Raw genomic sequence first — 26,765 nt, 5'->3', positions numbered from 1 at the left:
AGGACGGCAATCTTGAAGGTGTCGAATCCCACTGCGAACGGTGACCGAGCCGATACCGGTCGGCGAGGCGGTTGCCCGTGGGGCGGGGAACTCGATCCGCGAGGGTCGGAGTCCCCTGCCGCGAGGCGCGGGGACGAGGTCAAGACGCTTCTCCGGTGTCGAACGGGATGATCACCTGCGGTCGCGAGTGCTCGAACCTGTCGAAGAACAGGCCGCGCCGCGGTCGCGGCGACCACGCCATCACCTGTTCCGGTCCGAGCGACAGCAGTTCCTTGCCCTGCACGTCGAACGCCACCCAGGCGCCGATGTCGTCGTAGACGCCGGGCGGCAGGCTCGCCTTGAGCCTCTGCACGCCGCGCCACCAGCCCAGCACGTGCGTGCGGTTCTCCGGGCCGTGCTTCAGGACGGTGCGCAGGCTGTCCACACCGGACGTGCGGGTCGCCGGGTCCTTCTGCTCCAGCAACGTCTGCGCCGCGTCCACGCCGTACAGCACCAGGTAGTGCGGTGACGGCGGGGAGTCGGCCGTGCCGGTGTTGATCGCCTGCAACCGGGTCGCCGTCCTGTCCAGCAGCTCGCGGATGCCGTCGATGCCGACCACCGACGCGTCGTGCCCGTCGGCGCTCAGGCGCTTCGCCAGGTGCTGCGCCGAGGGCATCGCCTCGTCCACCATGCAGGCCAGCGTGAACGCCGCCTCGTGCGGCTCGTGCTGCCTGCCCAGCGACGCGGCCGCTCCGCCGAGCACGGCGGCCGCGTCCTGGACCACGGAGCCGATCACCGCGATGTTGCGGCCCGGCGTGCGGGCGAACCTCACCCGTGCCGCGCTGCCCGCGACGTCGATCACCTGTCCGAGCAGCACGGTGGGCGAGGCGTCACCGGGTCGCAGGTCGAGGAAGTCGGGCAGGGCGTCGAGCAGCGGGATCTTGCTGCCGTCGAACAGGCCGGGCGCCTGGCCGGGTTCGTGCCGCCACAGCTGGGTCTGCAGCAGGTCCATGGTGCCCTTGGACGTCGAGTCCGGGATGCGGCAGATCTCGTTGCCGGGCTTCACCCCCGACTCGTGGTTGATCACCGCGTGCCAGCGGGGCAGCTCCACGGCGGCGTCGTTCTGCGGCTCGGCCAGCACGCGGCGGGCCTTGGGCAGGGCGATGCGGACGGTGAACTGCTCGAAGATCGCCGACTTGCCCCAGAACCCCTCGATGCCCGAGACGTCCTGCGACGACAGCACCAGGTGGATGCCCTGCGAACGGCCGCGGCGCGCCACGTCCTCCAGCAGCTGGGTGGCGGCGGCGGTGACCTGGTCGCGCTCGCTGAACAGGTACTGGAACTCGTCGATCACGGCGACGATCCGCGGCCAGCGGCCGGACGGGTCCTCGGCGCGCAGGTGTTCGAGCTTCGTGACCTCGTGCTGCTTCGCCGCGTCGGCACGCCGGCGCATCTCGTCGGACAGGAAGCGCAGCAGTGCCACGCCGAACTCGCGGTCGGTGTTGACGTTCACGCCGACCAGGCGCGCGTGCGGCAGCCACGACGGGTCCTTGCGGCCCGGCGCGAACTGCGCGAACGACACGCCCTCCTTGAAGTCCAGCAGGTAGAGCTCCAGCTCGTCCGGCGAGTACCGCGCGCACAGCGAGCCGAGCATCGCGTAGAGGAAGTTCGTCTTGCCGGAGCCCGAAGGCCCGCCGATCAACGCGTGCGGCGAGGTGTCGCCCAGCTGCACGCAGACCTGCTCGCCGTCGTCGAACCCCACGGGCGCGATGACTCCCGCCGACGAGTTCTCGGTCCACGGCCTGTCGGGCAGCAGGTCGCCGAACTTGCCCATGCGCGAACGGCGTTCCTCGCGCTTCTCGGCGATGGCGGCACACGCCCGCGGCACGAGGGTGCGCGGCAGAGCGGGGTCCAGCGTCACGGCGACGTGCTTGCCGGTCATCGTGCAGGTGGCGGAACCGTCGTTGCGCAACGACACCGTCTCGACCGGCGAGTTGACCGTGATCGGGATGTCCACGATGAACAGCTGCACGCCGCACGCCAAACCGTTGCGCGCCACGCGTTGCAGCTGCTGCTGGTGTTCTTCCTTCAACGCCTTGCGGTTGCCGAACAGCACGGCGATCCGCCACGGCTCGGTGCGCCTGCCCTCGCCGCTGACCGAGCGCACGGTCAGGTGGCCGTCGACCAGGACCTTGGTGTGCACCTGGCGGATGTGCTCGGACAGCTCGTCGAGCAGCTCGTGCAGCCGCGACGGGTCGTGCACCGTCAGCAGGTTCGCGCGGGTCAGCGGGTAGAGGCCGGGCAGCGACCCGGTCAGCTGGCCGACGTCCCACACGTGCACGTGCACGAGGCCGGGCTGGAAGTGCGACAGCACCCGCAACAAAAGGCTTTCCACCAGCGTGTCCGCGAGCTGGCGGGTGTCCGGTGTGGACGAGATGTGCAGGTGCGCCTGGTCGAGCAGCGGCACCGCGACGGGGAACGGGCTGGTCTCCGGCGCGGACGTCACCACGCCGGTGCCGATGCGCCACAGCTCCGGCACGCCCTGGCTGCCGTCGTGGGTGCCCGGATGGCCGAGCCACGCCTCGTACGGCCAGGAGGCGGGTCCGGCGGCCACCGAGTTCACCAGCGCCGTCAGCTGGTCGGGGCCGGAGGTCGTCCACTCGCGGTACGACTGCTTCCAGTCGTGCTCGATCTGGGCGAGCCGATCGGCGAACTGCGCCATCGACAGCGGTGCCCGGCGCGGGTTCCCCGTGCGCTTCTCGTCGACCGTGAGGAACGGCGTGACGTCCCTCAGCGCGGCGTCCTGCACCGCCTTGTCGACGCCCATGCCGCGCACGGTCAGCTCGAACATGTCCTTGGCGTGCTCGGTGGCGAGCGCACGGTGCTCGCGCGCCACCGAGCCCAGCGCGGCCGAGACGGCGCGCTGGAACTCCGCGAACGCGTCCTCGATCCTCCGCCGCCGGTCGTCGCGCCTGCTCATCACAGCTCCACGGTGAGTCGTTGGATGCGCTCTAGTGTTCCCACCATCAGTTCGAGTTGATCGGGAAATCTTTCCTTGGCGCGCACGAACTCCGGTGGAAGCAGCGACTCGTGGTGGTTCTCGCTCGACTCGGCGAGGATGGCGACCGCCTCGTCGAGGCCTTCCTGCGCTGATCGCACACTGCGGTACGACTCGCGCAGGATCTCGCTCGCCTGCTCGAGCGCGGCGCGAACCTCGCCGATGGAAGCCATCAAAGCCTGCTGTTGATGCCCTCGGCCCCGGAAATGCCGGCGCCGAGGTAGTTCTGCAGCTCGCTCACGCCGGACACGACCTGGGCGAACTGGGCGTTCGTCGTCTCGACGTCCGCCTGCACGGAGCCCTGCGTGACCGATGTCAGCAGCTGCTGCGCGTCCTCGGCGAGCTCAGCCGCCTGCTGGAGGGCCGACTGGCTTTGGCTCGCCTTGTCGATCGCCTGGGCAATTGCGGCACGGACCTCTTCGATGCTGGCCATGTCGGCTCCCGAACCCTCCGGAACACAGGTGGTTGGAGACCACCCTGAGTAGAGATTGTGCCCAGATTTTCACAGTTGAGAGCGAAGATCGGCTAACCGGGTGGATGCCTGAATGCACTCGAACGGGCCTTGATTTAATGATCAGTTGAGCGCGCGGCTGGCCCCTTGTCCACGGGTGTAGCAACTCTCACAATGCCGCCTACAGCCTGTTGAGCGTTCATGCCGACCGGCCGGGTGAATCAAGACGGCTTCGCGGGGGCGTTGTCACGCAAAGTGCCTGCACCAAAAGGGTCATCTCCGGCCCACGCCTCGACCAGAACGCGCTCGGCGCCCGGCACGAGGCCGTTGATGAGCTCCGGTTCGTCCAGCACGGTCCACGCCGTGGGCGGTTCGCACGCCACTCGCGGCGTCGGGAAGCCGTCGCCGAGGCCGCGCACGAAGGTCCGCACGGCCCGCGCCAGCGCCGCCGAGACGTTGTGGGTGGCCTTCTCGGTGCTCTGCCGGGTGAGGACGACGGCCCAGCAACCGGGCTCCTCGTCCGAGCAGTCGCGGGCGTCCACGATCTGGGCACCCGCACGGCTGATGAGCGCGTCGCACGCGGCGCGCGCCTGGTGCTCGTCCGCCGCCTCGACCACAACGGTGATCAGCAGCACGAGGTCGTCTTCGTCCATGGCAGCAGAGATGGTGTCAGACGACGCGGCCGGCGCGCTCCAGCACCTGGGTGACGGCCTCGCCGCCGACCGGCGGGCCGCTCCTCGAAGGCGGAACCGCGGATCCGGCCGGTGCGCCGATGCAGTGTCCTATCAGGACGGTCGGCGGCCCGGCGGGGCCTTCGCCGCAGCCCGATGTCCCCGCCGCGGGGCAGCACGGCGAGGACATCCGGGTGTGCTCGCGCCTAAGCGGCGTAAAAAGCGCTTATCTCGATCCGGCCGCCGGAACACACCGGGCCCAGGGTCCACGGCACGCTGAGCGGCGCCGTCTCGTTGGGCGGAATGGCCGAGGCCTTCGACGGCTCGGGCTGGCACGGGCCCTCCACGGGTTCGCCGCCCGCGGGCACGACGTTCCAGTGCAGGTTCGCCGCCGCCTTGCCGCCGGGCGCGAGCGTCATCTGGGAAGGCCCGGGATCGGCCTTGCGCTCCAGTTTGGTCGGCACCACGCCGGAGGCGTTCTCCAGCTGGAAACCGCTGTAGCCGTTCAACGTGCACGGCACCGTGCCGGAGTTCGTGACGATGAACCTGCCGTACCTGTTGCCCGCACCGGCGTCGGTCGGGGCGACCTCGCCCTTGAGCGTGGTCGAGTCGCAGCGCTTCACGTCCTGGCCGGCCGCTCCCGGGTTGTCCGAAGGCGGAGCGGCCGACGGATCGGTCGATGACGGCGTGGACGAGGACGTGGACGACGCAGTCGGCAGCGTCTGCGCGGCGTTTTCCGGCGTTCTGGTCCCACAGGCCGTAACGGAAGCGAGCACCAGCAGTCCGCAAGCGATCAACCGTCGTGTCATGGGTGCACCTCCTACCACTGGAGGATGTGCCCAATTACCAACAAGCCCACACAACGTGCCGGAAATTCACCGGATCTGGTGGACGTCCCAGCCGTCGGGCAGCTCGGCCATGCCCTTCACCGCGGCGGTCCAGATGTACGTCCAGGCGATCCGCCCGTCCGGCAGCACGACCCGCACGCGCCGGTAGTCGTCGCCCTCGTACTCGTCGAGCTGCGGCAGCGCGATCTCGGGCGACCGCAGCCGCAGCACGAAGCCGGGCACGCCGAGGCCGGCGCCGGGACGCAGAGCCGGGTAGCCCAGCCCCGTGTCGAACAGCGTGCCGGGCAGGTGGGTCTTCTCGGACTCCACGACGTGCGGCTCCATCAGCCGCCAGGCGCTCGCGCCGGGCTGGAGCGTCCCGTAGACGAACAGCAGTTCGGGCCAGTCGTCTGCGGACGGCTCCCCGTGCGCCTCGGTCACGTCCAGACCGTCGGTCATGGCAGGCCTCTCACCCAGCACGCGCGCGCCCCGCTGCGAGACGTCCGCGCACCGGACCATGCGGCCGTTGAAGAGCACGGGCATCCGCTTCTTGGAGCCCGCCGTGTACGCCAGAACGCTGTCGATGACGCCACCGTTGTAAAGCACCACACGCCCCGTGTGCACGCGCACGAGCCGATACCGCAGCCCACGCCCCTCGCACCGGTCCAGCACCCTCAGCTGCTCGGGCGTCGCGAACCAGATGGAGTGCTCCTCGGTGACGCCGGGCGCCCCGGCGAGCGTGGCCGGCCGCTGCCCGTCGCGCATGCGCAGCCCGGCGGCCCAGACAGCAGAAAGGCCCTCGCACCGTGCGCGGAGCACGACAGCGGGGCCTTCGAGACCGAGCTCCTCGCGGAGCCAGGTGAGCTTGCTGGGGTTGGCGTTCGACCCGTAACCGAGCACCGGCATCCGGGCGGCCAGCGGGGGTTCACCGTGGTTTGCGAGCCATTGGTCCAGATCGATGTTCTCCGGCTCCACACGCCATCCCGACTCCATCGTGAGGTCCGGTCGCACTGGCCAGCCCGTTTCGTCGACGTGGACGAAACAGTGGTCTGGACGAGTGCCCGGATAGGGCTCCGCCGGATGGCTTTCGTCGGTGAACGGTTGGGCCATTGGTCCATTGTGCCAGTTCAAGGCCTCCGAATGCGCCCCCTGATCGTGACCCATCCGATGATCCATCGCGCTGACCAGGGAGGTGTGAGAACGTTCACTACGCATTCGGGTGACCGACCCGATGTCTGAGCTGCCGTTCTCCAGCGAACTTCAGGACGCGTCATAGCGCCGTTGCGCCTGGCTGACCTCCGGTTGGTTGGCCTCGATCCAATGGGCGAGCGCCACGAGGTGACGAGCGGCCCCCTTGCCGAGCGGCGTCAACGCGTACTCGACGTGCGGCGGGATGATCGGCTTCACGTCCCGTAGCACGAACCCGTCCCGCTCCAGCGTCCGCAACGTCTGCGTCAGCATCTTCTCGCTGACCACGTCCGCCAGCTCGCGCCGCAGCGCGCTGAACCGCCACGACCCGCCGTCGGACAGCACCTGCAGCACCAGCACACCCCACTTGCTTGTGATGTGCTCCATGATCGCCCGCTCAGGACACGCGGTGACCTGCATGCTCACCTCCGAGTAAGTACCCAACTCCAAGGTGGGTACTTACGAAAGGTTAGCGCTTTCTTCATGCTTCCGCTCATGACGATCCTCATCACCGGCGCCACCGGCCAGCTCGGCAACGCAGTGGTCCGCTACGTCCTCGACCGCACGAACGAGCAGGTCATCGTCTCCGTGCGCGACCCGAAGAAGTTCACGCTCGACGGCGTGGAGGTCCGCCAGGGCGACTTCGAGAAGCCCGAGACCCTCGACTTCCGCGGCGCGGGCAAGCTCCTGATCGTGTCCGGCGAGGCCCCCGACACCGAAACCCGCATCCAGCAGCACACCAACGCCGTCGCCAAGGCCGTCGAAGCCGGCGTCGGCCACATCCTCTACACGAGCCTGACCGACGCGGACACCTCCACGGTCGGCGTGGCCGCGGTCCACAAGGCGACCGAGGAGGCCATCCGCGCCACCGGCATCCCGTACACCTTCCTCCGCAACGGCATGTACCACGAGAACTACCTCGGCGCCCTCGCCGCCGACACCGTCGCCGTCTCCACGAAGGACGGCCGCATCGCAAGCGCGGCCCGCGACGACTACGCCCTCGCCGCCGCCGTCGCCCTCACCACCGAGGGCCACGAGAACCAGACCTACGAACTCACCGGCTCGACCTCGTGGTCGTTCCCGGAACTGGCAGGCGACCGCTTCCGCGACGTGAGCGACGACGACCTCCTCGCAGCGGGCGTGCCCCCGATCGTCGTCGACTTCTTCAAGGCGATCCGCGAGGGCGTCTTCGCCGAGGTGCGCCCGGACCTGGAGAAGCTGATCGGCCGCCCGTCCCGGCCGATCGCGGTCTGACCCACGCGCTGCGCCTTCCTGTGGTCGCCCTCGCGGGGCGGCCACCGAGGCGAGTTCGCCGCCAGCCGCCAGTGGGCCGTGGGCCGGTTGTAGCAATGTTGACATTCCTACAACCGAGGCTTGTGGGCGTGGTGCCCGCCGCAGTCGCCAATGCAAGGCGACCACGCACCCAGGCCCAGCGCGCGCACCCAACCGGACAGCCGAAGTCGCAGCCCAGCCGCGCACGCAGCCTGGCGTGGCGATGCGCAGCGAGCCGGATGAACCTGGCGCCGCCGGGTAGCGGTCGGCACCGGCGAAGGCGATTGGGGCTTTACCTCGAGGGGCGGGATGCTTCCCTCGCAGGGCTCGGCCGGGGCTCTTTCTGCCCCGGCTTTTCCGGCCGTCTAAGCACCCCGCCAGAGGCTCGAGGTCAAGCTCCAATCGCAACCCCGGCGCTTCGTCCCGACCTGAAGAACCACCCTCGCAAGGCGACCAAACCGCGCCAACGCACCCACCCCGCTGGAACCGGCACCAACCAACGCAAACCGCCCCGCACCCACACCCCACCCAAAGTCCGTCAGTTGAACTCCGGATGCGCCTCCGGATGCGCGTCCCACCACTTCCGGTACTCCGGATTGCGGTCCAACACGGACCGATAAGCCCCGGCAGCACAGGCGAACACCTCGTGCGCCCGCCCGGCCACCGGCGAATCCCTCCGGGTGGCCACGAAGATGTCCGTCATCAACGGCATGCCCCGCAACCGCCGGATCACGATGCCCTCCCCGGTCCGCGAGGGCGCCGCCGCGAACGACACGCACCCGCCGGCGACGAGGCCCCTGGCCATGCTCGCCTCGCCCGTGTGGTGCGTCAGCCGGGGCACGAACCCGGCGTCCGCGCAGACCTGGAACAGCTGCGTCCGCGAGCCGATGTGCGGCTTGGGCGGCGTCACCCAGTCGCGGTCCGCGAGCTGGCCCAGCTCCACCTCCTCCTGCGACGCCAGCGGGTCCGTCTCCGACAGGGCCACGAACGCGGGCTCGGTCACGAGCTTGCGCAGCTCGATGCCGGCGAGGTCGCGGGCGTGCATCCCGTCGAAGAACTCGAACAGCGCCACGTGGACCTGTCCGGCCTCCAGCATGTCCACGATCTCCGCCGACGACGGCCGCACCTCCGCGCGGACGTCGGAGTTGAGCTCCCGGAGCCCTTCCACGAGCCGCGCGAAGTACAGGACCGGGATGCAGCCGAAGATCAGCGGCCCGCGGCGGTCCGCGGCCGGGGTGGTGCTCATCAGCTGGGCCATCTCGTCGAGCACCAGGCGTGCCGTGCCCAGCACCCGGCGGCCCAGGTCCGTGGGGACGCATCCGTTGCGCGTCCGGTCGAACAGCTGGCCGCCGACGAGTCTCTCGACGGTGCGCAGCTGGGCCGACAGCGCCGGTTGGGTGAGTCCCAGGCGCGTCGCGGCCCTGGTGACACTGCCTTCCTCGGCGATGGTCCGTACCGCGCGGAGGTGGCGCAGCTCCAGCTCGGGCATAAAGACCTTGTATCCCCCTTCTGAATGCGCCGCCACCCTTCGATCGGGGCATAGTGGCTTCGATCGATCTTCCGGCCCGGCGCTTTGCGGCAGCGCCTACGGGTCCGGCGCGGGAGGGTGCACCCCTCGGTTCGACGCTGCTGCCGCGCACCCTGCGCTCCGCGGCAGTAGCGTCGAACCCATGGCGGTGAAGGACTCTCCCACGAGTTGGGTGCAAGAGCACATCAGGAAGTACGTCGAGACCGACGGCGCGGAGGGCCACGAGTGGCGGCCCGGCGTGCACACGCTGCTGCTGACCACCAAGGGGCGCAAGAGCGGCGAGCTGCGGCGCACCGCGCTCATCTACCAGCCCGACGGTGACGGGTACGTGGTGGTCGCCTCGCAGGGCGGCGCGCCCGCCCACCCGTCCTGGTACCTCAACCTCACCGAGGACCCGGTCGTCCACGTGCAGGTCGCGGCGGACAAGTTCCAGGCGAACGCCCGCACCGCCGGCCCCGTCGAGCGGGACCGGCTGTGGAAGCTCATGACCGAGGTCTGGCCGGACTACGACGAGTACCAGGCCAAGACCGACCGCGAGATCCCCGTCGTCGTGCTGGAGCGCGTCAAGGGATGAGGACGGCGGCACCCGTGACGGTGACCCGCCGGTCCTCGCGGGTGGCGTCGACCTCCAGCCGCGACGGCCTGCCCATGTCCTCGCCCTGGCTGATCACGAACCGCTGCGGTCCCTCGAGGTCGCGCAGGTAGCCGCCGAACGCCGCGGCGGCCGCCCCGGTCGCCGCGTCCTCGACCACGCCGCCGACCGGGAACGGGTCGCGGGCGTGCACCAGGTCCGCCGACTCGCGCCAGAACAGGTGCACGGTCGTGAGGTCGTGCTCCAGCATCAGGTCGCGCAACGCGTCGAAGTCGTAGTCGAGGGCGGCCAGCTGCTCGCGGTCCCGCAGCGGCACGATCAGGTGCCGCGCCCCGCCGAACCCGACGTGCACCGGTCCGGAGCCGATCTCCTCGTACCCCAACGCCCGCAGAGCCGCGGACACCAGCTCAGGACCGGCCTCGGCCGTGCTGGTCGGCACGCTGGTCAGCGACGCCGTGCCGCCGGAGGTCTCGATGGTGATCTCCCCGGCGGGCGTGTGGAACGTCAGCGTCCCGTCCCCGATCCGCTCCGCCAGCGCGACGGAGGTGGCGATCGTGGCGTGCCCGCAGAACGGCACCTCGGCCTTCGGGCTGAAGTACCGGACGTCGAACACGCGCTCTTCCGAACGCGGCAGCACGAACGCCGTCTCCGAGTACCCCACCTTCGCGGCGATGGCGAGCATCTCCTCGTCGGTGAGGTCGCTCGCGTCGAGCACCACTCCGGCCGGGTTGCCGCCCGCCGGGTCCTTCGTGAACGCGCTGTAGCGCAGTACCCCGGTGTCGCTCATACCCCGCTGCAACGCGTAGTGGTGCTCCACTCTTCCGCCGCCGCACCTGCTGGTGAAGTAGGTCAGCCCGGCCTTCTCGAGCACGCGCCCGGACGCGACGTTGTCCGCCTGGTGGCCCGCGACGACCCGGTCGGCGATGGCGAGGGCCTTGTCCCGCAGCTCCGCGGCGACGCGGGTGGCGACCCCGCGGCCCCAGTGCGCCGGGTCGATCCAGTAGCCGATCTCGATCTGCCCCAGGTCGCCGTCGAGCATCTGCGCCAGCCCGATCACCACGCCGTCCTCGACGACGGCGTGCAGGCCGAAGCCGTGGTCCTCCCAGTGCTTCAACGCCTGCGCGTGGCGTTCGTCCACGTAGTCCGGCGTCCACGGCATGCCGTTGCCGACGTGGGCGGTCATGCGGGGATCGGACGCCCACCGCAGCATGTAGCCGAAGTGCTCGTTCTGCCACGGCACGAGTTCCATGCGGACCATCGTGCCTCAGCCGAACCGGGGGAGCAGCCCTTCGCACGTGCGGACCACGACCTGGGCGGCCCTGCGGTGGTCGTTCGGCGCGTGGACGTCGAGGGCCCGCGCCTGCCAGCGGACCAGCGCGTCGAGCAACGCCTCCCGCAGCTCCCCGGCGTCGGCCTCGTACTCGAAGCCCAGCCGTACCGCCGGAGCCGTGCCCTCCGCGCCGACGAGCCGCAGCGCCTCGCCCTGCAGGTCGGCGGGCAGCTTGGTGCGCCCGGACTGCAGCGCCGCGACGAGCCGCAGCTCGCGGAAGTCGTGCGCGGAGGCGACGACCCGTTCGAGGTCGGTCACGAGCTTGCGGGCCTGCTGCCGCGGTTCCATCCGCAGCAGGACGTCGAGCGCGAGCAACGCCGATCGGGCCTTGAGGACCTCGCGGCGCTCGGTGAAGTGGATCGCGATCGAGTCGCGCAGCTCCCCGAGCCCGCTGCGCTGCACCAGCTGCCCGGTGAGCTTCACCTGCGAGTCGAAGCCCTGCCGGATCAGCGCGGTGACCAGCCGGACGCCGAAGATCCCGAACCGCTCCAGCAACGCCTGGCGCACAGCGGGTTCCATCGTCAGCGGGAACTGCTCGCCGACGAACCTGTCCGCCGACAGCAGGTGGTCCTCGAGCTCCTCGCGGCCGAGCGAGGACAGCACCCGCAGCGCGGCGAACTCGTCCTCCCGCACCGTCCTCGCGGCCACCGCCAACAGCCCGGCGACCGAGACCACGTTCTGGCACAACGGTTGCACGGCCACGTCACGGCGGTAGCGGCGCGCGATCTGCTTGGCCGACGACAGCGCGTCGATCCGCCCGGCGCCGATCTCGTCGGCGCGGGCGAGCACCGCGACCGTGTGCACGGCGGCGCTGCGGGCGATGGGGTGGTCGTTGGCGGACCGCAGGAACTTCAGGTCCTCGTCCTGCACGTGCCGCATCAGGTACAGCAACGCGTCCGCGTCCCCGAGCACCTGGTCCGGCGTGGCCTCGGCCGGGGTGTCGATCAGCACGACGTCCCGCAGCGACCGCGCCGGCCACTCGACGACGACCCGGTCGGCGCGGTCGACCTGGCCGGTCTCCACGTGGTTGCGGCTGCCCCGCCTGCCGATCGTGACCTCGTGCGGCCTGCCGGGGCCGGAGAACACGTGCGCCCGCGGCTCGGTCGCGCCCCGGTACCAGACGAACGAGCTCTGCGGCGTGAACTCGTCGCCGATCAACGCGTTGACCACGGTGGACTTGCCGATCTTCGACCGGCCGGCCACCGCGATCCGCACGGGTTCGGTGTAGCGCTCGGCGTGCGAGCGCAGCCAGGCCGTGGCGCGCGGGCTGTCCCGGTAGACCGCCATCGCTTCCTGCAGCATCGACCAGACGACTCGGTCCAGCGTCACGCGGTGAGCTCCATCGCGGGACCCCCGAGTGCCTGCACCCTCTTGTAGAGCGTGACGAGCTTGTCGAGCTCCTTGCGGCCTTCCCGCATCCTGCGCTCGCGCTCGGTCTGGTCGTCCTGCACCGCGCGCTTGGCGCTGCGGGCCGACTCCAGCAACGTCTCCTGCAGCTCCTCGGCGAGCGTGCTGAAGTGGTTGCGGAGCGTTCGCTGGATGTGGCGGCCGGAGTCGCGGACGTCCTTGGAGAACTTCATGAAGAAGTCGTCCACGTGCCGTTGCGCGGCGGCCTTCGCGGCCGCCTGGCGGCGCTTCAGCCGTTGGTCGCTCTCGTCCAGAATGGACTTCCCGCCGAAGAGGGCACCGGCGCCGAGCGAGATCACGTTGATCAGCGGCATGCCCGCGAGCGACGTGACCAGACCGAACATCAGCACACCGCCGTAGGAGCCGCGCAGACCCGTGAAGAGCTTCTGCGGCATCGAGAACGGCTCGATCTTCGGCTTCTCCAGCTTGCTCGCAGGCTCGAGCAGGTCGTCCGGCAGCACAGAACCGGGGATCAGGTCCTCCCGGTAGACGGGGAAGTTCCTGGCGACCTTCGCGGCCACCCACTCCGCGCGTTCCATCAGCCAGGCGAAGTTCGTGGTGGCGGCCTCGTTGAGGTTGTCCTCGAGCCACTGCTCGAACTTGTCCCAGCCGATCGCGGGGTCGGCCTCGTCGTAGGTCTTGTCCACCTCGCGCAGGATCTTGCGGGTCCTGTCGCGCAGGTCGTACTCGACGTCGGAGATCAGGTCGGCCATCTCGTCGTTGAGCACGTTCTGCCAGCGCGCGGACCGGCGCCGCAGCTCGTCGACCCGTCGCTGGGCCTCCTGCAGCGTCGAGATCGTGGCGGCGGTGTGCGACGAGTCGTGGGCCGTCAGCTCCTCGCGCAACGGCGTGACCAGCTGGGTGATCGCGCTCGACGCGACGACGGCGACGGCGCGGCGGGCCAGCAGGTCGGCACTCGCCACGATGTCGCGCTGCACGCACGCCAGCAGGTCGGGGAAGCCGGACTCCGCGTTGAGCCGCTGGTCACCGGTCTTCGCCGCGCGCAGGCGCAGCGCCGACGACACCGGGATGAGCTTCGCGGGAACGCCGGCGCGGGCGAGCAGCGCCCTGTTGCGCTCGACGACGGCACGCCAGCTCGGCACGAGGTCGATCTTCGTGACGACCACCGTGACGTTCGGGCAGGCCTCCATGACCTTCTTGAGCAGCGTCATCTCCGCGGACGTCAGCTCACCGGTCGCGTCGGACACGAGCAGCACGGCGTCGGCCTGCATCAGCGTCGCGAACGTGCTGGCGGTGTGCGCGGAACGGGTGTCGCCGACGCCCGGGGTGTCGATCAGGACCAAGCCGCTGTCGAGCAGGGCGCGCGGGATGCCGATCTCGGCCCGCACGACGTGCTTCGACTGCGCGGTGGCCTGTTTCGTCACCTGGTCGATCGGGACGGCGATGCGCTCGGTCGGGGTGTGGAAGATCGAGCCGCCCGCGGACGCGTTGCGGACCAGCGCCGCCGACGGCGTGTCGGCGTGCTGGACGAAGGTAGGCACAGTCGTCGTGATGTCGTCGCCCACCGCGCAGACGGGGGCGTTGAGCAACGCGTTGACGAGCTGGCTCTTGCCTTGTTTGGACTCGCCGACGACGAGGACGCGCAACTTGGGATCCAGTTGCTGTGCCCGCTTCTCGCGCAGCCGGGCCTCCAGGTCGGGCCGCCGGTGCGTGACGCAGGCCCCGATCGTCTCGTCGAGCACGTCGAGCCAGGGCGGTGCCATCACCTGACTCATAGTGCCGTGTTCACCCCCTTGGGTGAAAGTCTCGAACGGGAGACCGGTCCGGTTCTGTCAGGACCGGGCAGTTCGGAAGGGGCGGTGACGTTCCTCACCGCGTGAGCGGGCCGGACGGTGCCTCGGAGACGCCGAACCGGCCCTGTCCAGGTGGGACAGGGCCGGTTCGCGGTGGGGAGGGTGGCTCAGCCGAGCAGGCCGCCGAGGTCGAGGGCGTCGCCCACGACCGGAACGTTGTGCGTCACGTCGCTGACGGTGCCGAGCACGTTGCCGACACCCGCGTCGCCGACCAGGCCGGTCGCGGTGCCGCCGACGCCGGTGACCGTGCCGACCACGCCGGTCGCGGTGTGCGAGACGGTCGCGACGGTCTCGGTGGACTGCGCGGTGAGGGTGCCGTCGGCCAGGTCGCCCAGGCCGGAGACGTCGAGAACGCCCAGGTTGGCGTCACCGCCGCCGAGCACGCCGAGGGCGTCGTGGGCGAGGCCCGTCACGCCGTCGAGGTGGCCGAGGGCGCCGTCGACACCGGGAACGGTCGAGGTGACGCCCGCGAGCGGCGCGTCGACCGTCGCGGTGGCGGTGTCGGCCACGTCCAGCACGGTGCCGGTGAGCGGCGACGTGGTCTGGTCGAGGACGCTCGTCACGTCGCCGATGGCCGAGAAGTCGCCGTCGAGACCGATGTTGGTCGAGGTGTACTCGCCCAGGGTCTTGTTCGCGACGATCAGGTTGAGGCCGTCCGCGTCCGCCGCCAGCACGCCGGCCGACGAGGTGTGCAGGTCGCTCAGGCTGAGGCCCGACGAGGTCAGCTGAGACGCGACCGCCTGCAGCTGGCTGATGGCGCCGAGCGGACCGTCCGAGAGGAGGTCGTCAGTGGGCAGGGCCAGGTCCACCCCGTCGATGGCGGGCAGGCCAGCGGGGGTGGCGGGCAGCAGGTCGATCACCAGCGGGATGACCTCCTGCACGTCGAGGGCCGTGATGTCCGCCAGACCGGCCTGCTCCAAGGTGCCCTGGGCGTCGTTCGCGAACGCGTCCTTGAGGGCCGGGTCGCTGAGCAGGTTGAGCACGAAGTCGTGGAGCGTGCTGGGCTGGATCATCTGAAGGGACTCCATGGTTGAGGCACGGATCGGTCGGGGTGTGCGGCTGAAAGCTATGAGAGCCCGGCCTTCCCCTACATCGGGGATCACTCCCAGTGAATCCCCGTTCCCCGATGGGGTGATGCTCGTTGACCCCCTAGGGGATTAGGGGCATCACTTGAGTGCCTCTCGTTCACCCGTGTAGGTACTGGTCGCTGCTGCGAACAGGTGAGGAAGAGACTTGGCGTACGTACTCGGAGTCGATGTCGGGACCACCCGGACGACGGCTGCCGTGTGCCGCCTCGACGGGACCCGGGACGCCGAGGTCGCGCTGGTGGTGCCGTCGTTGCTGCAGCTCACGGACGCGGGCACGTTCACGGTCGGTGAACTCGGCCTTCCCGGCTGGACGGCCTTCGGCTTCGCCCGCAGGGCCGGCGACGCGGTGCCGTTCTCGCTGGGACCGGAGACGTGCCCGGCCGAGGAGCTCACCGCGTTGATGATCATGTGGGTCATCGGCGAGGTGGTCGCCCGAGAGGGTGAACAGCCTCGTCACGTGGCAGTGAGTCACCCCGCCGGGTGGGGCCCCTACCGCCGTGGACAGCTCCACGGGGCGTTGCGGGCGGTCGGCGTGCACGACGTGACGCTCGTGGCGGAGCCGTTGGCGGCCGCCGAGAACCACGCCGTGCGCGCCCGTGTGCTGCCCGACGCCTTCCTGGCGGTGTTCTCGCTGGGCAGCCACGCGTTCTCCGCGTCGGTCGTCCGGCGCGCGCAGAACCGGACGTTCGAGCTGGTCAACCACGTCGAGGGCGTCGACCACCACACCGGTGCCGACTTCGACGACCTGCTGGGCGCGCTGGTGCGCGGCAGGCTCGGCAAGGACGGCCGCGTGTCGGCCGTCGAGTGCGAGGCGGCCAAGCGGGCGTTCGGGCAGTCGGTGGTGGTGAGCGGTGTCGAGATCACCCGCGACGAGTTCGTCGAGGAGGTCCGGCCGTCCGTCGACCACCTGGTCGGCACCTTCGTCCGCGCGGTCGGCCCGGTGCGGCCCGACGCGGTGCTGCTGGTCGGCGGTGCCTGCCGGATGACCGCGGTCGGCGACGCGCTGTCGGCCGCGGTCGACTGCCGGGTGCTGGCCGAGGCGGCGCCGGAGCACTCGGTCGCGAAGGGCCTCGCGGTCGCCGCCCGCCTCGTCCTGCTGGGACCCGAGGTCGAGCCGGAACCGCTCGACACCTCGGTGCTGCTGCACACCCGCGAACAGTCGCTGCGCTTCCCCGTCGGCGAGGTCCCGGCCCCGGACGACGACGAGTTCACCGCGCCACCGCCCCGCCCGCCGGTGGACGTGTCCCCGCTGGAGCTGCCGCCGCGCCGGGTCAAGCGCGTGGCGAGCGTGCTGAAGCCGGCCGGACGCCGGTCCAGCTCCCGATCCCGAGACGATGATGAGGACGGCCGTTGAGCGTGACCACGCGAGCCAGGTTGGTGCTGGACACCTCCGTGCGAGGAGTCCTCGACCGGATCAACGACGCCGCCGCGGACACCCGCCTGCGCGTCGTCGTCGCGGCGCCCGGCGGTTACGGCAAGACAGCGTTTCTTTCCGAGATCACCAACACCGCCGTGCGCGTCGTCGACGACGCGCACCTGCTGGACGACGCCACCCTGCGCGAGCTCGCTGCCGAGCCGCTGCTGGCGGTGGCCTACCGCCCCTGGCCGCGCCGCGCCGTGCTGGCCGAGCTGACCCGCGGCGCCGTGGTCGTGCCGCTGGCGCCGTTCACCCGCGAGCAGGTCCGCGACCTCCTGCACGCGCCCAAGGCGGTCGTGGACTTCGTGCACGCGCAGACCGGCGGCGTGCCCGCGCTCGTGGAACGGCTCGGCGCCGCCACCGAGGTCTCGCCGGAGGTGCTCGGCACGTTCCGCGCCGAGCTCGACTGGCTGGACCCGGACCTGCAGAAGTTCCTGCTGGCCGCCGAGGCCGGGGCCGCGCAGCGCCTCGACCTGCTGTCGGCGTTGCTGGACAAGGACTTCGACGAGGTCAGCGACATCATCGAGGCCGCCCGCGCCACCGGCGTGCTGGCCGAGGACGGCACCCTGCTGCCTCTCGCGCACCGGGCCGTCGGTGCTCTCGCCCGTGCCGAGCGGCGGATCGCCGTGCGCCAGAAGCTGGCCCAGCTGCAGATGGACCGCGGTGGACCGGTTCTGGAGCTGGTGCGCCCCTTGCTGGACACCGGGATCGGCGGGCCGGTGTTCGCCGCCGCCGCCAGGGAGGCCCTGTCGTCGGACCCCGCGCTGGCGGCTCGGCTGTTCCGCGCTTCCACCGGTGGCGGGACGCCCTCTTCCGAGACCGCTGCTTCGTGGGCCACCGCCTCCGCGATGGCCGGTGACCTGGACGCGGCTCTGCGCCTCGCCGACCAGGTGATCAGTTCGTCCGACACCCCGCAGCGCCGGACCGCCGCCGAGGTCGCCGCGGTGGCTCTCGCGCACCGCGGCCAGTTGGCCCGCAGCACCGAGCTGTTCCGGTGGGCGGCCACTCCCTACGCGGCAGCGTTCGCCGGCATCGGGTTGATCGGGACCGGGCACCTGTTCGAGGAGACGCCGCCGCAGCCCCCGACGATGCTCGGTGGAGCGGCATCGCTGATGCTGCAAGGTGTCCGGCAGTCGGTGGTCGGGGCCGAGACCGCCGCACTGTCCACTTTGGTCCGCGCCTCGTCGATGCTCGAACCCGCCGGCGGGGCGGTGCTGCTGCCGGACAGCCCGGCCGCGCTGGCGGCGCTGGTGGCGGTGCACTGCGGTGAGCCGAACATGGCCGAGTCCGTGCTGGACCGCGCTGTGGAGACCGGAACCGGTGGCGTGCTGATGTCCGTGCGGCACCGGTTGTTGCAGGCCTGGTTGCAGATGCTGCGCGGGAACCTGGCCGTGGCTCGGGAGACCCTGATGTCCGTCCGGGGTGCTTTCGAGCCCCGTGACTGGATCTTCGCCGTGGCTCTGGAAGTGGGGGTGGCTCGGCGCAACAGCGACCTGGCCACCCTGCGCCGCACCTGGGAACAGGCCTGCGAGGCTGTTCTGCGGCATCCGGTGGACCTGTTCAGCCTGCTGCCGCTGGGGGAGTTCGCGGCGGCTGCCGCCCGGTTGCGGGACCAGGAGCGGCTGGCGCCCCACCTGGCACAGGCGTCCGCGCTGCTGAAGTCGTTGGGAAACCCGCCGTTGTGGGCCGCGCAGTTCCACTGGAGCTTGCTGCACTCGGCGATCATCGACGAGAACACCGCCGTCGCCGAGGAGCACGCGGCCGTGCTGGGGGAGTTCCGGGAACGGTCGCGGTACTGCTCGATCCTGTCCGCCGCCGCCGAGTGCTGGCTGGACGTGGTGGCGGGGAAGGTGGATCCGGACCGGGTCGAGGCCGCGGCTCGCGGCCTGCACGCGGTCGGGCTCTGGTGGGACGCCTCGCGGCTGGCCGGTCAGGCCGCGATCCGGACCTCCGACCGGCAGGCGATGGTCCGGCTGCTCGACTGCGCCCGGTTGTTGCAGGGGCGGCCGGTGTCCGCTCGCCGGGCCGCCGAGGCCGTGGCCGTCGACGTCGTCGAGGACGCCGGGAAGTTGAGCGACCGGGAGCGGGAGGTGGCCCAGCTGGTCGTCGAGGGGATGACCTACCGGCAGGTGGGGGACCGGTTGTTCATCTCCGCCAAGACCGTTGAGCACCACATGGCTCGGATGCGGCAGCGGCTGGGGTCCACCTCCCGGTCGGATCTGCTGGCTCAGTTGCGGCACATCCTGGGAGCATGAGGGGCGCGGGGTGTGCCGGCCAGGCATCGCGCATCTGTGGTGCTGATCACCGCTCGTCGTGTGCCGGTGCCGGTCGTCGGTGCGTTCCTCCTGCTGGGCGCGTGTAGCCCTATGGTGTATCGAGGGTTGGGCTGTTCTGAGCGGAAGTTGGTCTGGTTGAGCGACTCAAGCTCGTAACGCTGAGAGTTCGCCATACCCCCGTCCGGGGGAACGCCGCCTCGTCATCGGACGGTGCGGGTTGCCGGCGGTAGGCTTCCGCACCGTTGCTCGCCGAGCAGGTCAGGTGGAACGGTTGCCGAGCCAGGACGACGCGGGACCGTCACGTCGGTTAGGACGTGACGAGCTGGCGCGCGACTGGGCTGCCCAGGTCAGTCGTACCGCGTACATCCCCCTGTCCGCCGCCAAGCTGACGGAAGAGCTGCACGAGCTGCTCAACGTCGTGGCCGAGGCGGTCGCCGAGGATCCCGCCGTCGCCTCCCGGGTAGGCACCCGCCTCGTCGAGATGCACTGCGTCGGCGCGGAGAGCCTGGCGAAGTCCGTCGAGGTGCTTGCTCGGTTCGTCGTGCGGGAAGGGGCGGACGCGCAGCGGGCCGCGCTGGTGATCGGGGCCGTGTCCGCCGCGTACACAGCGGCGATCCAGGCGCTCGTGCTGGAGCAGCAGGAGAGCGTCAGCCAGGCGTTGCTGCGGGCGACCCGGGCTGTGCAGCTCGACCTGCAGGCCAGCGAGGAGCGGTTCGAGGACATCTTCGCCCACTCGTCGACCGGCATCGCGATCGTCGGTCTCGACGGCGAGCTGAAGCGGGCGAACGAGGCGTTGTGCACCATCCTGCGGCGCGAGGACGTCGCGGGGATGACGCTAGCGGACCTGATCGCGCCCGCCGACCTACCCCTGGTCGACGACGCCCTCGCCAGTCTCCGGCACGGGCGGATGCGGCGCGTCGAGGAGCGGCCGCGGTTGATCGACCGAGATGGTGAGCACTTCCGGGTCCTGCTGGCCGCCACCGTGCAGAAGGACGCCGAGGACAACCCACGGCACCACGTCGTGATGATCGACGACGACAGCCAGCTCACGTTGCTCGGCGGGCGGTTGCAGTACCAGTCCCTGCACGACGCGCTGACCGGGTTGCCCAACCGGCAGTACCTGACGACTCGGCTGGAGTCGTTGCTGCACAGCGACATCGAGCACGGCGTGACGCTCTACCACCTCGACCTGGACGCCTTCGCGGTGATCACGGACGGGCTCGGGCGCGAGATCGGGGACAAGGTGCTCAAGCTCGTCGCCGAGCGGCTCAGCTCCGTCTTCGCCGCGGAGAAGGCGATGGTCGCGCGGCTCGAGGGCGACGAGTTCGCCGTGCTCGTGGAGAACGGACCCGGCACGCCGGACGTCGACACGACGGTGCGGACCATCGAGCACGAGCTGGCCGAGCCCGCGTACTTCGGTGAGCACGGGGTCGCGGTGTCGGCGACGATCGGGGTGTTACCGCGGCTGCACCCCGGTGATCATCCCGCCGAGGTGTTGCGGGCCTCGGACATGACGTTGCGGCGGGCCAAGCGCAGCGGACGCCGGCAGTGGGGGTTGCACGACGCCACGCAGGACAAGCGCGAGCAGGAGGAGCTCGCCCTGGCCGCGGTCATGCCGGGGGCGTGGGAGAACGGTCAGATCGAGGTCGTGTTCAACCCCGTCATGAGGCTCGACGGGACGGCACGGGTGTGCGTCGAGGCCGAGCTGAACTGGCGGCACCGCGACGCCGGGCTCATCCCGCACGAGAAGTGCGTGTCGATGGCCGAGCACACCGGGTTGATGTTGCCGTTGGGCGAGTGGATGTTGCGCAGGGCGGCCGAGACCGCGTGCGAGCACGAGGAAGTGCTCGCGGTGTGCCTCACCGAGAGCCTGGCGAACAGTCCCGACCTCGTCCGGGACGTGCGGCGGGTGCTCGCGGACACCGGGTTGCCGGCGGGCCGGTTGCTGCTGGGCTTTCCCGTGCACGTGCTCGCGTCGCAGGACAGCGAGGCCGCTGACAACCTGGACCTGTTGTCGGACATGGGGATCCACATCGGCGCGCGGGACTTCAAGGGGTCCACGGCGGAGATCGAGCTCGTCCGTTCTCTCGGCGTCACGGCCGTGCGGGTGAAGGGGCGCTGCCAGAAGCCGGACGAGCTCGTGTCGCACGTGCTCAGCGACCTCGTCGGGTTCGTGCACGAGGCCGGTGGGCTCGTGGTGGTCGATCCGGTCGAGGACGCCGAGCAGCGCGACTGGTGGGCTTCGTTGGGCGCCGACGCCGGGGTCGGGCCGGTGTTCTGCGGGGAGCCGACTACGGAGTGGCCCGTCGCGGGGTGAGGTGCACCAGGACCAGCGCGAAGCCCGCGATGGTCACCATGCGCAGGGCCGCGCCGATGCCGTTCCAGTCCTTCGACTGCCACATCGCGAACCACTCGCCGCCGATCGTGATGAAGCCGCCCAGGAACAGCGCCACGACCATCAGCAGGCCCGCGGACGCGAACCTGCGCGCGCTGTCCTCCCTGTCGCGCAGGTACGCGATCGTGCCGGCGGTCAGCAGGACCGCGGAGATCGCCTCCCACACGATGATCGCGACGTAGACGATCGTGACGACGGCGGGGCTCGTGATGGCCCGCCACTTCAGACCTTCGCCGAACGTGGTGTCCATGGCGAGGACGTGCCGCACGAACGCCTCGTTCGTGCCGTAGTCCGTGATGTTGCCGAGAACCACCAGGAGCATGTTGAGGGCGGTGAACCCGACGGTCACCGCGACGACCGCGCGCAAGCTGCCGACCCGAGCAAGAAGACGCATGGAGCGGACAGTAACCGACGACCTGCTGCCGGTGAGGCGCGGTTGAGCGGATTGCCGCCGGTCAGCAGGGGTTCCGGAACTCCACCTGGGGCAGGCGCGACTGCCACAGCTTCTCCGTGAGCGCTCCTCTCGTGGTGGCGCAGATGCGTTCCGCCTCGTGCGCGACGTCGACGTCCCACGCCCGCAGCAGGCCGTCGCCCGTGCCGGACAGCACCAGAACGCTGGTGCCCGGCCGGAACTGGACGTTCGGCTCGGCGCCGGACGCGAGCGCCATCGGCTGGCCGAGCGGGGTCGCGCTCGCGGGATCGGAGATGTCCCACAACCGGAACGTCTTGTCCGAACTGCCGCTCGCGAGCGTCTTCCCGTCCGGTGTCACCGAGAGCGAGAAGACCTGCTGGGTCTGCCCGGTGAGCACGCCGATCGCCACCGGCTCCTCCCGGTCGCGCACGTCCCAGAGCCGGATCGCCTTGTCGGTGCCGCCGGTGACCAGGGTGGAGCCGTCCGGCGTGAAGACGGCGCGCTGCACGGGTTCGTGGTGGTCTTCCAGCGGCTTGCCGAGCAGTCGCGGCGCACCCGGATCGGTCACGTCCCACAGCCGGACCATGCGGTCGCTGCTCGCCGTCACCATGGTCCTGCCGTCCGGGCTGAACGCCGTGTCGTTGACGTAGCCGTCGTGGCCCGGCAGCGGCTCGCCCAGCTCGAGCGGGTTCGCCGGATCGCTGACGTCCCACAGCTGCACCGACTCGTCGTCGGCGCTCGTCACCAGGAGCTTGCCGTCGGGCGAGAAGACGAGCTGGTTCGCGAACCTCGTGCCGAGCATGATCGGCTCGGTGAGCGGCGTGATCCGAGCCGGATCGCTCGTGTCCCACAGCTGCAGCGTCTTCTCGCCCGCGAACGTGCCGAGCACCTTGCCGTCCGGGCTGAGCTGCACCCGCACGGAGCCCCGGTCGGGGCTGACCTTCGCCGAGCCGAGGAACCGGGGCCGGAACGGGTCCGTCGTGTTCCACAGCCGCGCGGTCTTGCCGTCCTTGCCGCCGGTGCCGTCGGCGGTCGCGAGGAGCTCGCCGTCCCTGCTGAACGACACCACCCCGGCGTTGCCCGCCGGGACCGGCACCACGTGCTCGGGCAACGACCACAGCCGCACCGAGTTCTCGCCGGCGCCGGTGGCGAGCGTGCGGCCGTCCGGGGTGAAGCCGACCGCGAACACGCCACCGCTCGGCGCCGCGAGCGGTTTGCCGATCTGGTTCGCGTTGACCGGGTCGGTGACGTTCCACAGCCGGGCGGTGCCGTCCACGGCGCCGGAGGCGAGCACCAGCCCGTCGGGCCTGAACTTCACCGACCACACGCCGGCGGTGTGGCCGACGAGCGGATCACCGACCGGTGCCTGCGTCGCCACGTCCCAGAGCCGCACCGTCGTGTCGTCGGCGGCGGACGCGAGCAGGCGGCCGTCCGGGCTGAACGTCACCGAGTGCACGCCGTTGGTGTGGCCGGACATCGGCTTGCCGACCGGGGTCCTGGTCGCGACGTCCCAGAGCCGGATGGTCTGGTCGTCGCCCGAGGTGGCGAGCGTTCTGCCGTCCCGGGTGAAGGCGAGCGTCCTGACCGCGGCGGTGGCGCCGCGCAGCGGTTCGCCGAGCGGTTTCGGGTCCGCGGGGTCGCTGACGTCCCACAGCCGCGCGGTCTTGTCCTCGTTCGCCGCGGCCAGCGTCCTGCCGTCGGGGCTGAACTCCAGCAGGTAGCTGGTGCCGTTGCCCGTATCGATCGTCTTGACGTGCCTGGGATTCGCCCTGTCGCCGATGTCCCACAGGCGGATCGTCCTGTCGTTGCCGGTGGTGGCGAGGACCCGGTCGTCCGGCGAGAACACCGCGGACGTCAGCCAGTCGGTGTGGCCGCTGATCACCGCCAGGGGCTTCGGGTGCGAGCGGTCGCGCACGTCCCACAGGCGGGCCGTGCGGTCGTAGCTCGCCGTCGCGAGGACGGTGCCGTCCTTCGTGAACGACGTCAGGTAGACCGCGCCGGTGTGGCCCTGCAACGGCACGGCCAGCGGCGTCTGCTGGTTCGCGAGCAGCTTGGAGCCCACGTCGAGGTCGTCCGGCCGCATCCGGTGGGCGGCGAGCAGCAGCTGCGCGGCGACCGACGGGTCGGTGTCGGCCAGCCGGTCGGCCTCGGCCACGACCTGCCGGAACACCGCGTCGTTGCGCTGCCGGACGGCTATCACCGCCGCGCTGGCCGCTATCAGCGCGAACACCACCACGAGCGAGATGGCGCTGCGGCGGAGCCAGACGCTCTTGCGGTGCTGGCGTTCGGACGTCCGCACGAACTCCTTCGCGATCGTGGTGACACCCCGCTGCTGCCGCACGCCCTCCAGCCGTGCGCCGCGGTAGAGCAACGACGAGTCGCGGTCGTGCGCGGCCCAGGTGGCCGCGTCCTCCTCCAGCCGCTGCCGGGTGAGGTTGCCGGCGCGGTCCTCGTCGATCCAGCTGCGCAACCGGGGCCAGGCCTGCAGCAGCGCCTCGTGCGTGATCTCCACCGAGCCGGCGTCCGCGGTGATCAGGCGCGCGTGGGTGAGCACCTCGAGCGCCCGTTCGGCGGCGGGCAGGTTGGTGCTCGCCTCCAGCAGGCTGTGGCGGCTCGACCGGCGGCGCGTGTCCTGCGTGTCGTCGCCCACCCTGACCAGCCGCAGGAGCAGCTGCCGCGCGGCCGCCCTGGCCGGTTCGTCGAGGTCGGCCCAGGCGCGTTCGGCCGTGGCGGCGACGGCGCCCTGGATGCCGCCGGCCGCGCGGTAGCCCGCGATCGTGAGCCGCCCGGCCTGCCTGCGCTGCCACGTGACGAGCAGGGCGTGGCTGAGCAGGGGGAGCGCGCCCGCGTCGTAGGCGTCCTTGCCGCGGCGGTTGTGCGTGCCGAGGTCGCGCAGCATGAGGTCGACCAGACCGGCCTCGAGCTGCAGACCCGCGGCCCTGGCCGGGTTCGCCACCGCGTCGCGCACCTCGGCGGCCGACATCGCGCCGAGCACCATCTGCCTGCTCTGCAACGCCTCGGACAGCTCGGGGAAGTCGAGGCAGCGCCCGTAGAAGTCGGCCCGCACGCCCAGCACGACCGCCGTCTTCTCCGCCGCCACGTGCAGCGCCTGCACGAAGACCCGCAGCCGGTCCTCGTCGCCGCCGAGCGTGAACGCCTCCTCGAACTGGTCGACGATCACCACCCTGTCCCCGACCGCGGACTGCACCTCGTGCGCGAAGCCGGCCGGCAGGTCCTGCTCGGCCGCCGCCTCCAGCGCGTGCGCCAGTTCCGGCAGCCGGAGCCCGAGCTCCTTCAACGGGTCGGTGCCGGGGGAGATGACGACGACCTCTTTGTCCAGGCGCGGTACGACGCCTGCCTTCATGAGGCTCGACTTGCCGGCCCCGGAGGCGCCGACCAGCATTGTGATGCCGTTGTCGTCCATTCGCCCGAGAAGTGCTTTCGTCGCCCTTTCCCGGCCGAAGAACCAATTCGCGTCGCCAGGACCGAATGCGCTCAGACCCATGTACGGGCAGACCGCGCTGTCTTCCTGAGGGGGTGTTTCCGCCTCCGAGGCGGGGCTCGCGAGCGCCTCCTCCCAGAGCGCGCGCCAGGCGTCCAGTTCGTAGAGACCCTCGATCACCGGCTGCGGCCTGCGCTTGCGGGCCTCGCCGACGAGGACCTCGAGGACCGCGCTCAGCCCGCTGAACCGGGCGGGCACGTTGCGCCCCCGCCGCCAGTCGCTGACCCGTTGCGCGGGCACCCTCAGCGGCCTGCCCCGTTCGTCCGTCCGGCGGGCGCGCGCCACCGACTCCGTGACCCGCTTCAGCGGAGGGTCTCCCGCCTCCGCGTAGAGCAGCGCGAAGCGCTCCGCGAAGACGCCACGGGGTCCCAAGCGGCCTCCCACCCTCCGGTCCGGAAAACGCGTACCGCCCGTCTGAGCTGCGGCGAACGCACCGGACGAGCTGTCAGGAACCCACCATAACGAGGTGGTCTGACAACCTCGACCGCACGTCCTTCACGAGATCGGGAGACCGTCAAAGTGGCAGAGGCAGACTGGGGCAGAACTTCCACGGCTGAGGAGCGCTGGGGGTCTCCTCAGCCGTGGCCCGGGCCGCGCGAGTGGCAGGGCGCGGCCTGCTAGGTCAGGCGGCCCGCCAGAGGGCGTCCGCCTCCGGTTGCTTCAGCCGGACCCGGTTCGGGTCCGGCGGGTAGGTCTCGGTCGGCAGCGTCACGTAGGTGATCGCGTCCGGCCTCAACGCGGTGAGCTCGCCCGCGAGGTCGGCCAGTTGCGGGATCGACCCGATGCCGGTGTCCGTGACGACGGACCTCGTCATGACGTCGGCGAGCTCGAAGGTTTTCCGCGGACTGGCGAGCCAGTTCTCGTTCGCGATTTTCTCGCTCAACGCGCGCATGAAGAGCTGCTGGTTCTTGATGCGGTTCAAATCGCTTCCGTCGCCGATGCTGTACCGGGTCCGGACGAATGCGAGCGCCTGCGTTCCGCTCAGCTTCGCCGGCCCGGCCGGCAAGCGCAGTCCGCTCTTGTCGTCGTCGATCGCCTCGGGCAGGGTGACGTCGATTCCACCGAGCCGGTCGACGACGTCGCGGAAACCGCCGAAGTCGACCTGCACGAAGTGGTCGATGCGGATGCCGCTCAGCTGCTCGACCGTCGCCACCGTGCACGCCGCACCGCCCGTGGAGAACGCGCTGTTGAACATGGCGATCGCGGCCGGCGGGGTGTCCCCGCACCGCGGCCTCGGCACCATCGTGTCGCGCGGGATGCTGACGACCCGGGCCCGGTCGCCCTTCGCGTTGAGCTGCACGACCATCGCGGTGTCGGACCGGTCGTCGTCCTTGCCGAGCAGCAGGACGTTGAGGGGGCGGCCGGGCGTCGACGGAGGCCTGGGGCGGGTGATCTCCCGAGCGAGGTCGACGGTCTCGAGGTTGCTCTCGAGCCGCCAGTACGAACCCCCGGCCACGACACCCGCGGCGATGACCACGGCGGCCCCCGAGACCGCGAGCCATCGTTTCGAGTGGACGTTCACCCCTCCGACGGTCCCTGCTGTTCGTCCGGGTTCCGT

At 70.8% G+C, this 26,765-nt stretch carries 20 protein-coding genes; 5 read left to right on the top strand and 15 right to left on the bottom strand.

The window, feature by feature from the left end:
• Positions 1-139: 139 nt before the first annotated feature.
• The 7 genes from V1227_RS25090 to V1227_RS25060 all read right to left on the bottom strand — a co-directional run bounded on the left by V1227_RS25090 (position 140) and on the right by V1227_RS25060 (position 6,561).
• Positions 140-2,959 carry an FtsK/SpoIIIE domain-containing protein gene (locus V1227_RS25090; protein ID WP_329787944.1) on the bottom strand — a complete coding sequence of 940 codons (2,820 nt, stop codon included), beginning with the start codon at positions 2,957-2,959 and terminating at the stop codon, positions 140-142.
• Positions 2,959-3,210: a hypothetical protein gene (locus tag V1227_RS25085; protein WP_191303694.1), complete on the bottom strand. Its 252-nt coding sequence runs from the start codon at positions 3,208-3,210 to the stop codon at positions 2,959-2,961. Before V1227_RS25085 ends, V1227_RS25090 begins: the two co-directional genes overlap by 1 nt.
• On the bottom strand, positions 3,210-3,470 hold the full coding sequence (locus V1227_RS25080) for a hypothetical protein (RefSeq protein WP_030467713.1): 261 nt from the start codon (positions 3,468-3,470) through the stop codon (positions 3,210-3,212). The genes V1227_RS25085 and V1227_RS25080 overlap by 1 nt, the downstream gene beginning before the upstream one ends.
• A 239-nt stretch (positions 3,471-3,709) precedes the next feature.
• Complete coding sequence (locus V1227_RS25075) at positions 3,710-4,141, bottom strand: hypothetical protein (RefSeq protein ID WP_329787943.1); 432 nt, start codon at positions 4,139-4,141, stop codon at positions 3,710-3,712.
• A gap of 224 nt (positions 4,142-4,365) precedes the next feature.
• A complete protein-coding gene (locus V1227_RS25070; protein WP_329787942.1) occupies positions 4,366-4,968 on the bottom strand; it encodes a DUF4232 domain-containing protein in 603 nt (200 codons plus the stop codon).
• A 66-nt stretch (positions 4,969-5,034) separates the two neighbouring features.
• A complete protein-coding gene (locus V1227_RS25065) occupies positions 5,035-5,961 on the bottom strand; it encodes a gamma-glutamylcyclotransferase (protein WP_329787941.1) in 927 nt (308 codons plus the stop codon).
• Between the two features lie 285 nt (positions 5,962-6,246).
• Entirely contained in the window at positions 6,247-6,561 is a 315-nt protein-coding gene (locus V1227_RS25060) for a winged helix-turn-helix transcriptional regulator (protein WP_329787940.1), read from the bottom strand.
• 108 nt (positions 6,562-6,669) lie between these two features.
• Here V1227_RS25060 and V1227_RS25055 point away from each other — a divergent pair, with 108 nt between their 5' ends.
• Positions 6,670-7,428: an SDR family oxidoreductase gene (locus tag V1227_RS25055; RefSeq protein ID WP_329787939.1), complete on the top strand. Its 759-nt coding sequence runs from the start codon at positions 6,670-6,672 to the stop codon at positions 7,426-7,428.
• A gap of 556 nt (positions 7,429-7,984) precedes the next feature.
• On the opposite strand, the gene V1227_RS25050 is transcribed toward V1227_RS25055, so the two are convergent.
• A complete protein-coding gene (locus V1227_RS25050) occupies positions 7,985-8,935 on the bottom strand; it encodes a LysR family transcriptional regulator (RefSeq protein ID WP_329787938.1) in 951 nt (316 codons plus the stop codon).
• Between the two features lie 181 nt (positions 8,936-9,116).
• On the opposite strand from V1227_RS25050, the gene V1227_RS25045 reads away from it, so the two are divergent.
• Entirely contained in the window at positions 9,117-9,548 is a 432-nt protein-coding gene (locus tag V1227_RS25045) for a nitroreductase family deazaflavin-dependent oxidoreductase (protein WP_329787937.1), read from the top strand.
• Here the strand turns inward: V1227_RS25045 and V1227_RS25040 are convergent.
• The 4 genes from V1227_RS25040 to V1227_RS25025 form a co-directional block, all read right to left on the bottom strand.
• Positions 9,538-10,815, bottom strand: a complete 1,278-nt coding sequence (locus tag V1227_RS25040; RefSeq protein ID WP_329787936.1) for a PhzF family phenazine biosynthesis isomerase — start codon at positions 10,813-10,815, stop codon at positions 9,538-9,540. The genes V1227_RS25045 and V1227_RS25040 overlap by 11 nt on opposite strands.
• 15 nt (positions 10,816-10,830) lie before the next feature.
• Positions 10,831-12,225, bottom strand: coding sequence for a hypothetical protein (locus V1227_RS25035; RefSeq protein WP_329787935.1), 1,395 nt, complete (start codon positions 12,223-12,225; stop codon positions 10,831-10,833).
• Positions 12,222-14,027, bottom strand: a complete 1,806-nt coding sequence (locus V1227_RS25030; RefSeq protein ID WP_329787934.1) for a dynamin family protein — start codon at positions 14,025-14,027, stop codon at positions 12,222-12,224. The genes V1227_RS25035 and V1227_RS25030 overlap by 4 nt, the downstream gene beginning before the upstream one ends.
• 197 nt (positions 14,028-14,224) lie before the next feature.
• Complete coding sequence (locus V1227_RS25025; protein ID WP_329787933.1) at positions 14,225-15,130, bottom strand: IniB N-terminal domain-containing protein; 906 nt, start codon at positions 15,128-15,130, stop codon at positions 14,225-14,227.
• Positions 15,131-15,350: 220 nt separating this feature from the next.
• Between V1227_RS25025 and V1227_RS25020 the strand changes: the two genes are divergently transcribed.
• From V1227_RS25020 to V1227_RS25010, 3 genes are all read left to right on the top strand, one after another.
• Positions 15,351-16,559: an Hsp70 family protein gene (locus V1227_RS25020; protein ID WP_329787932.1), complete on the top strand. Its 1,209-nt coding sequence runs from the start codon at positions 15,351-15,353 to the stop codon at positions 16,557-16,559.
• A 2-nt stretch (positions 16,560-16,561) separates the two neighbouring features.
• Positions 16,562-18,877 carry a helix-turn-helix transcriptional regulator gene (locus tag V1227_RS25015; RefSeq protein ID WP_329787931.1) on the top strand — a complete coding sequence of 772 codons (2,316 nt, stop codon included), beginning with the start codon at positions 16,562-16,564 and terminating at the stop codon, positions 18,875-18,877.
• Between the two features lie 283 nt (positions 18,878-19,160).
• Positions 19,161-21,215: a diguanylate cyclase domain-containing protein gene (locus V1227_RS25010; RefSeq protein WP_329787930.1), complete on the top strand. Its 2,055-nt coding sequence runs from the start codon at positions 19,161-19,163 to the stop codon at positions 21,213-21,215.
• Here the strand turns inward: V1227_RS25010 and V1227_RS25005 are convergent.
• The 3 genes from V1227_RS25005 to V1227_RS24995 form a co-directional block, all read right to left on the bottom strand.
• The gene (locus V1227_RS25005; protein WP_329787929.1) at positions 21,190-21,687 is read right to left on the bottom strand and encodes a DUF2165 domain-containing protein; all 498 of its coding nucleotides are present in this window, start codon (positions 21,685-21,687) and stop codon (positions 21,190-21,192) included. The two genes, V1227_RS25010 and V1227_RS25005, sit on opposite strands and share 26 nt — an antisense overlap.
• 61 nt (positions 21,688-21,748) lie before the next feature.
• Complete coding sequence (locus V1227_RS25000; protein WP_329787928.1) at positions 21,749-25,579, bottom strand: nSTAND1 domain-containing NTPase; 3,831 nt, start codon at positions 25,577-25,579, stop codon at positions 21,749-21,751.
• A gap of 250 nt (positions 25,580-25,829) precedes the next feature.
• On the bottom strand, positions 25,830-26,729 hold the full coding sequence (locus tag V1227_RS24995) for an LCP family protein (protein ID WP_329787927.1): 900 nt from the start codon (positions 26,727-26,729) through the stop codon (positions 25,830-25,832).
• Positions 26,730-26,765: the final 36 nt, after the last annotated feature.

The organism is Lentzea sp. DG1S-22 (genome assembly GCF_036321065.1).
In the GTDB taxonomy this organism is placed as follows: Bacteria; Actinomycetota; Actinomycetes; order Mycobacteriales; family Pseudonocardiaceae; genus Lentzea; species Lentzea jiangxiensis.
This window is presented reverse-complemented; position numbering and strand designations above follow the sequence as displayed.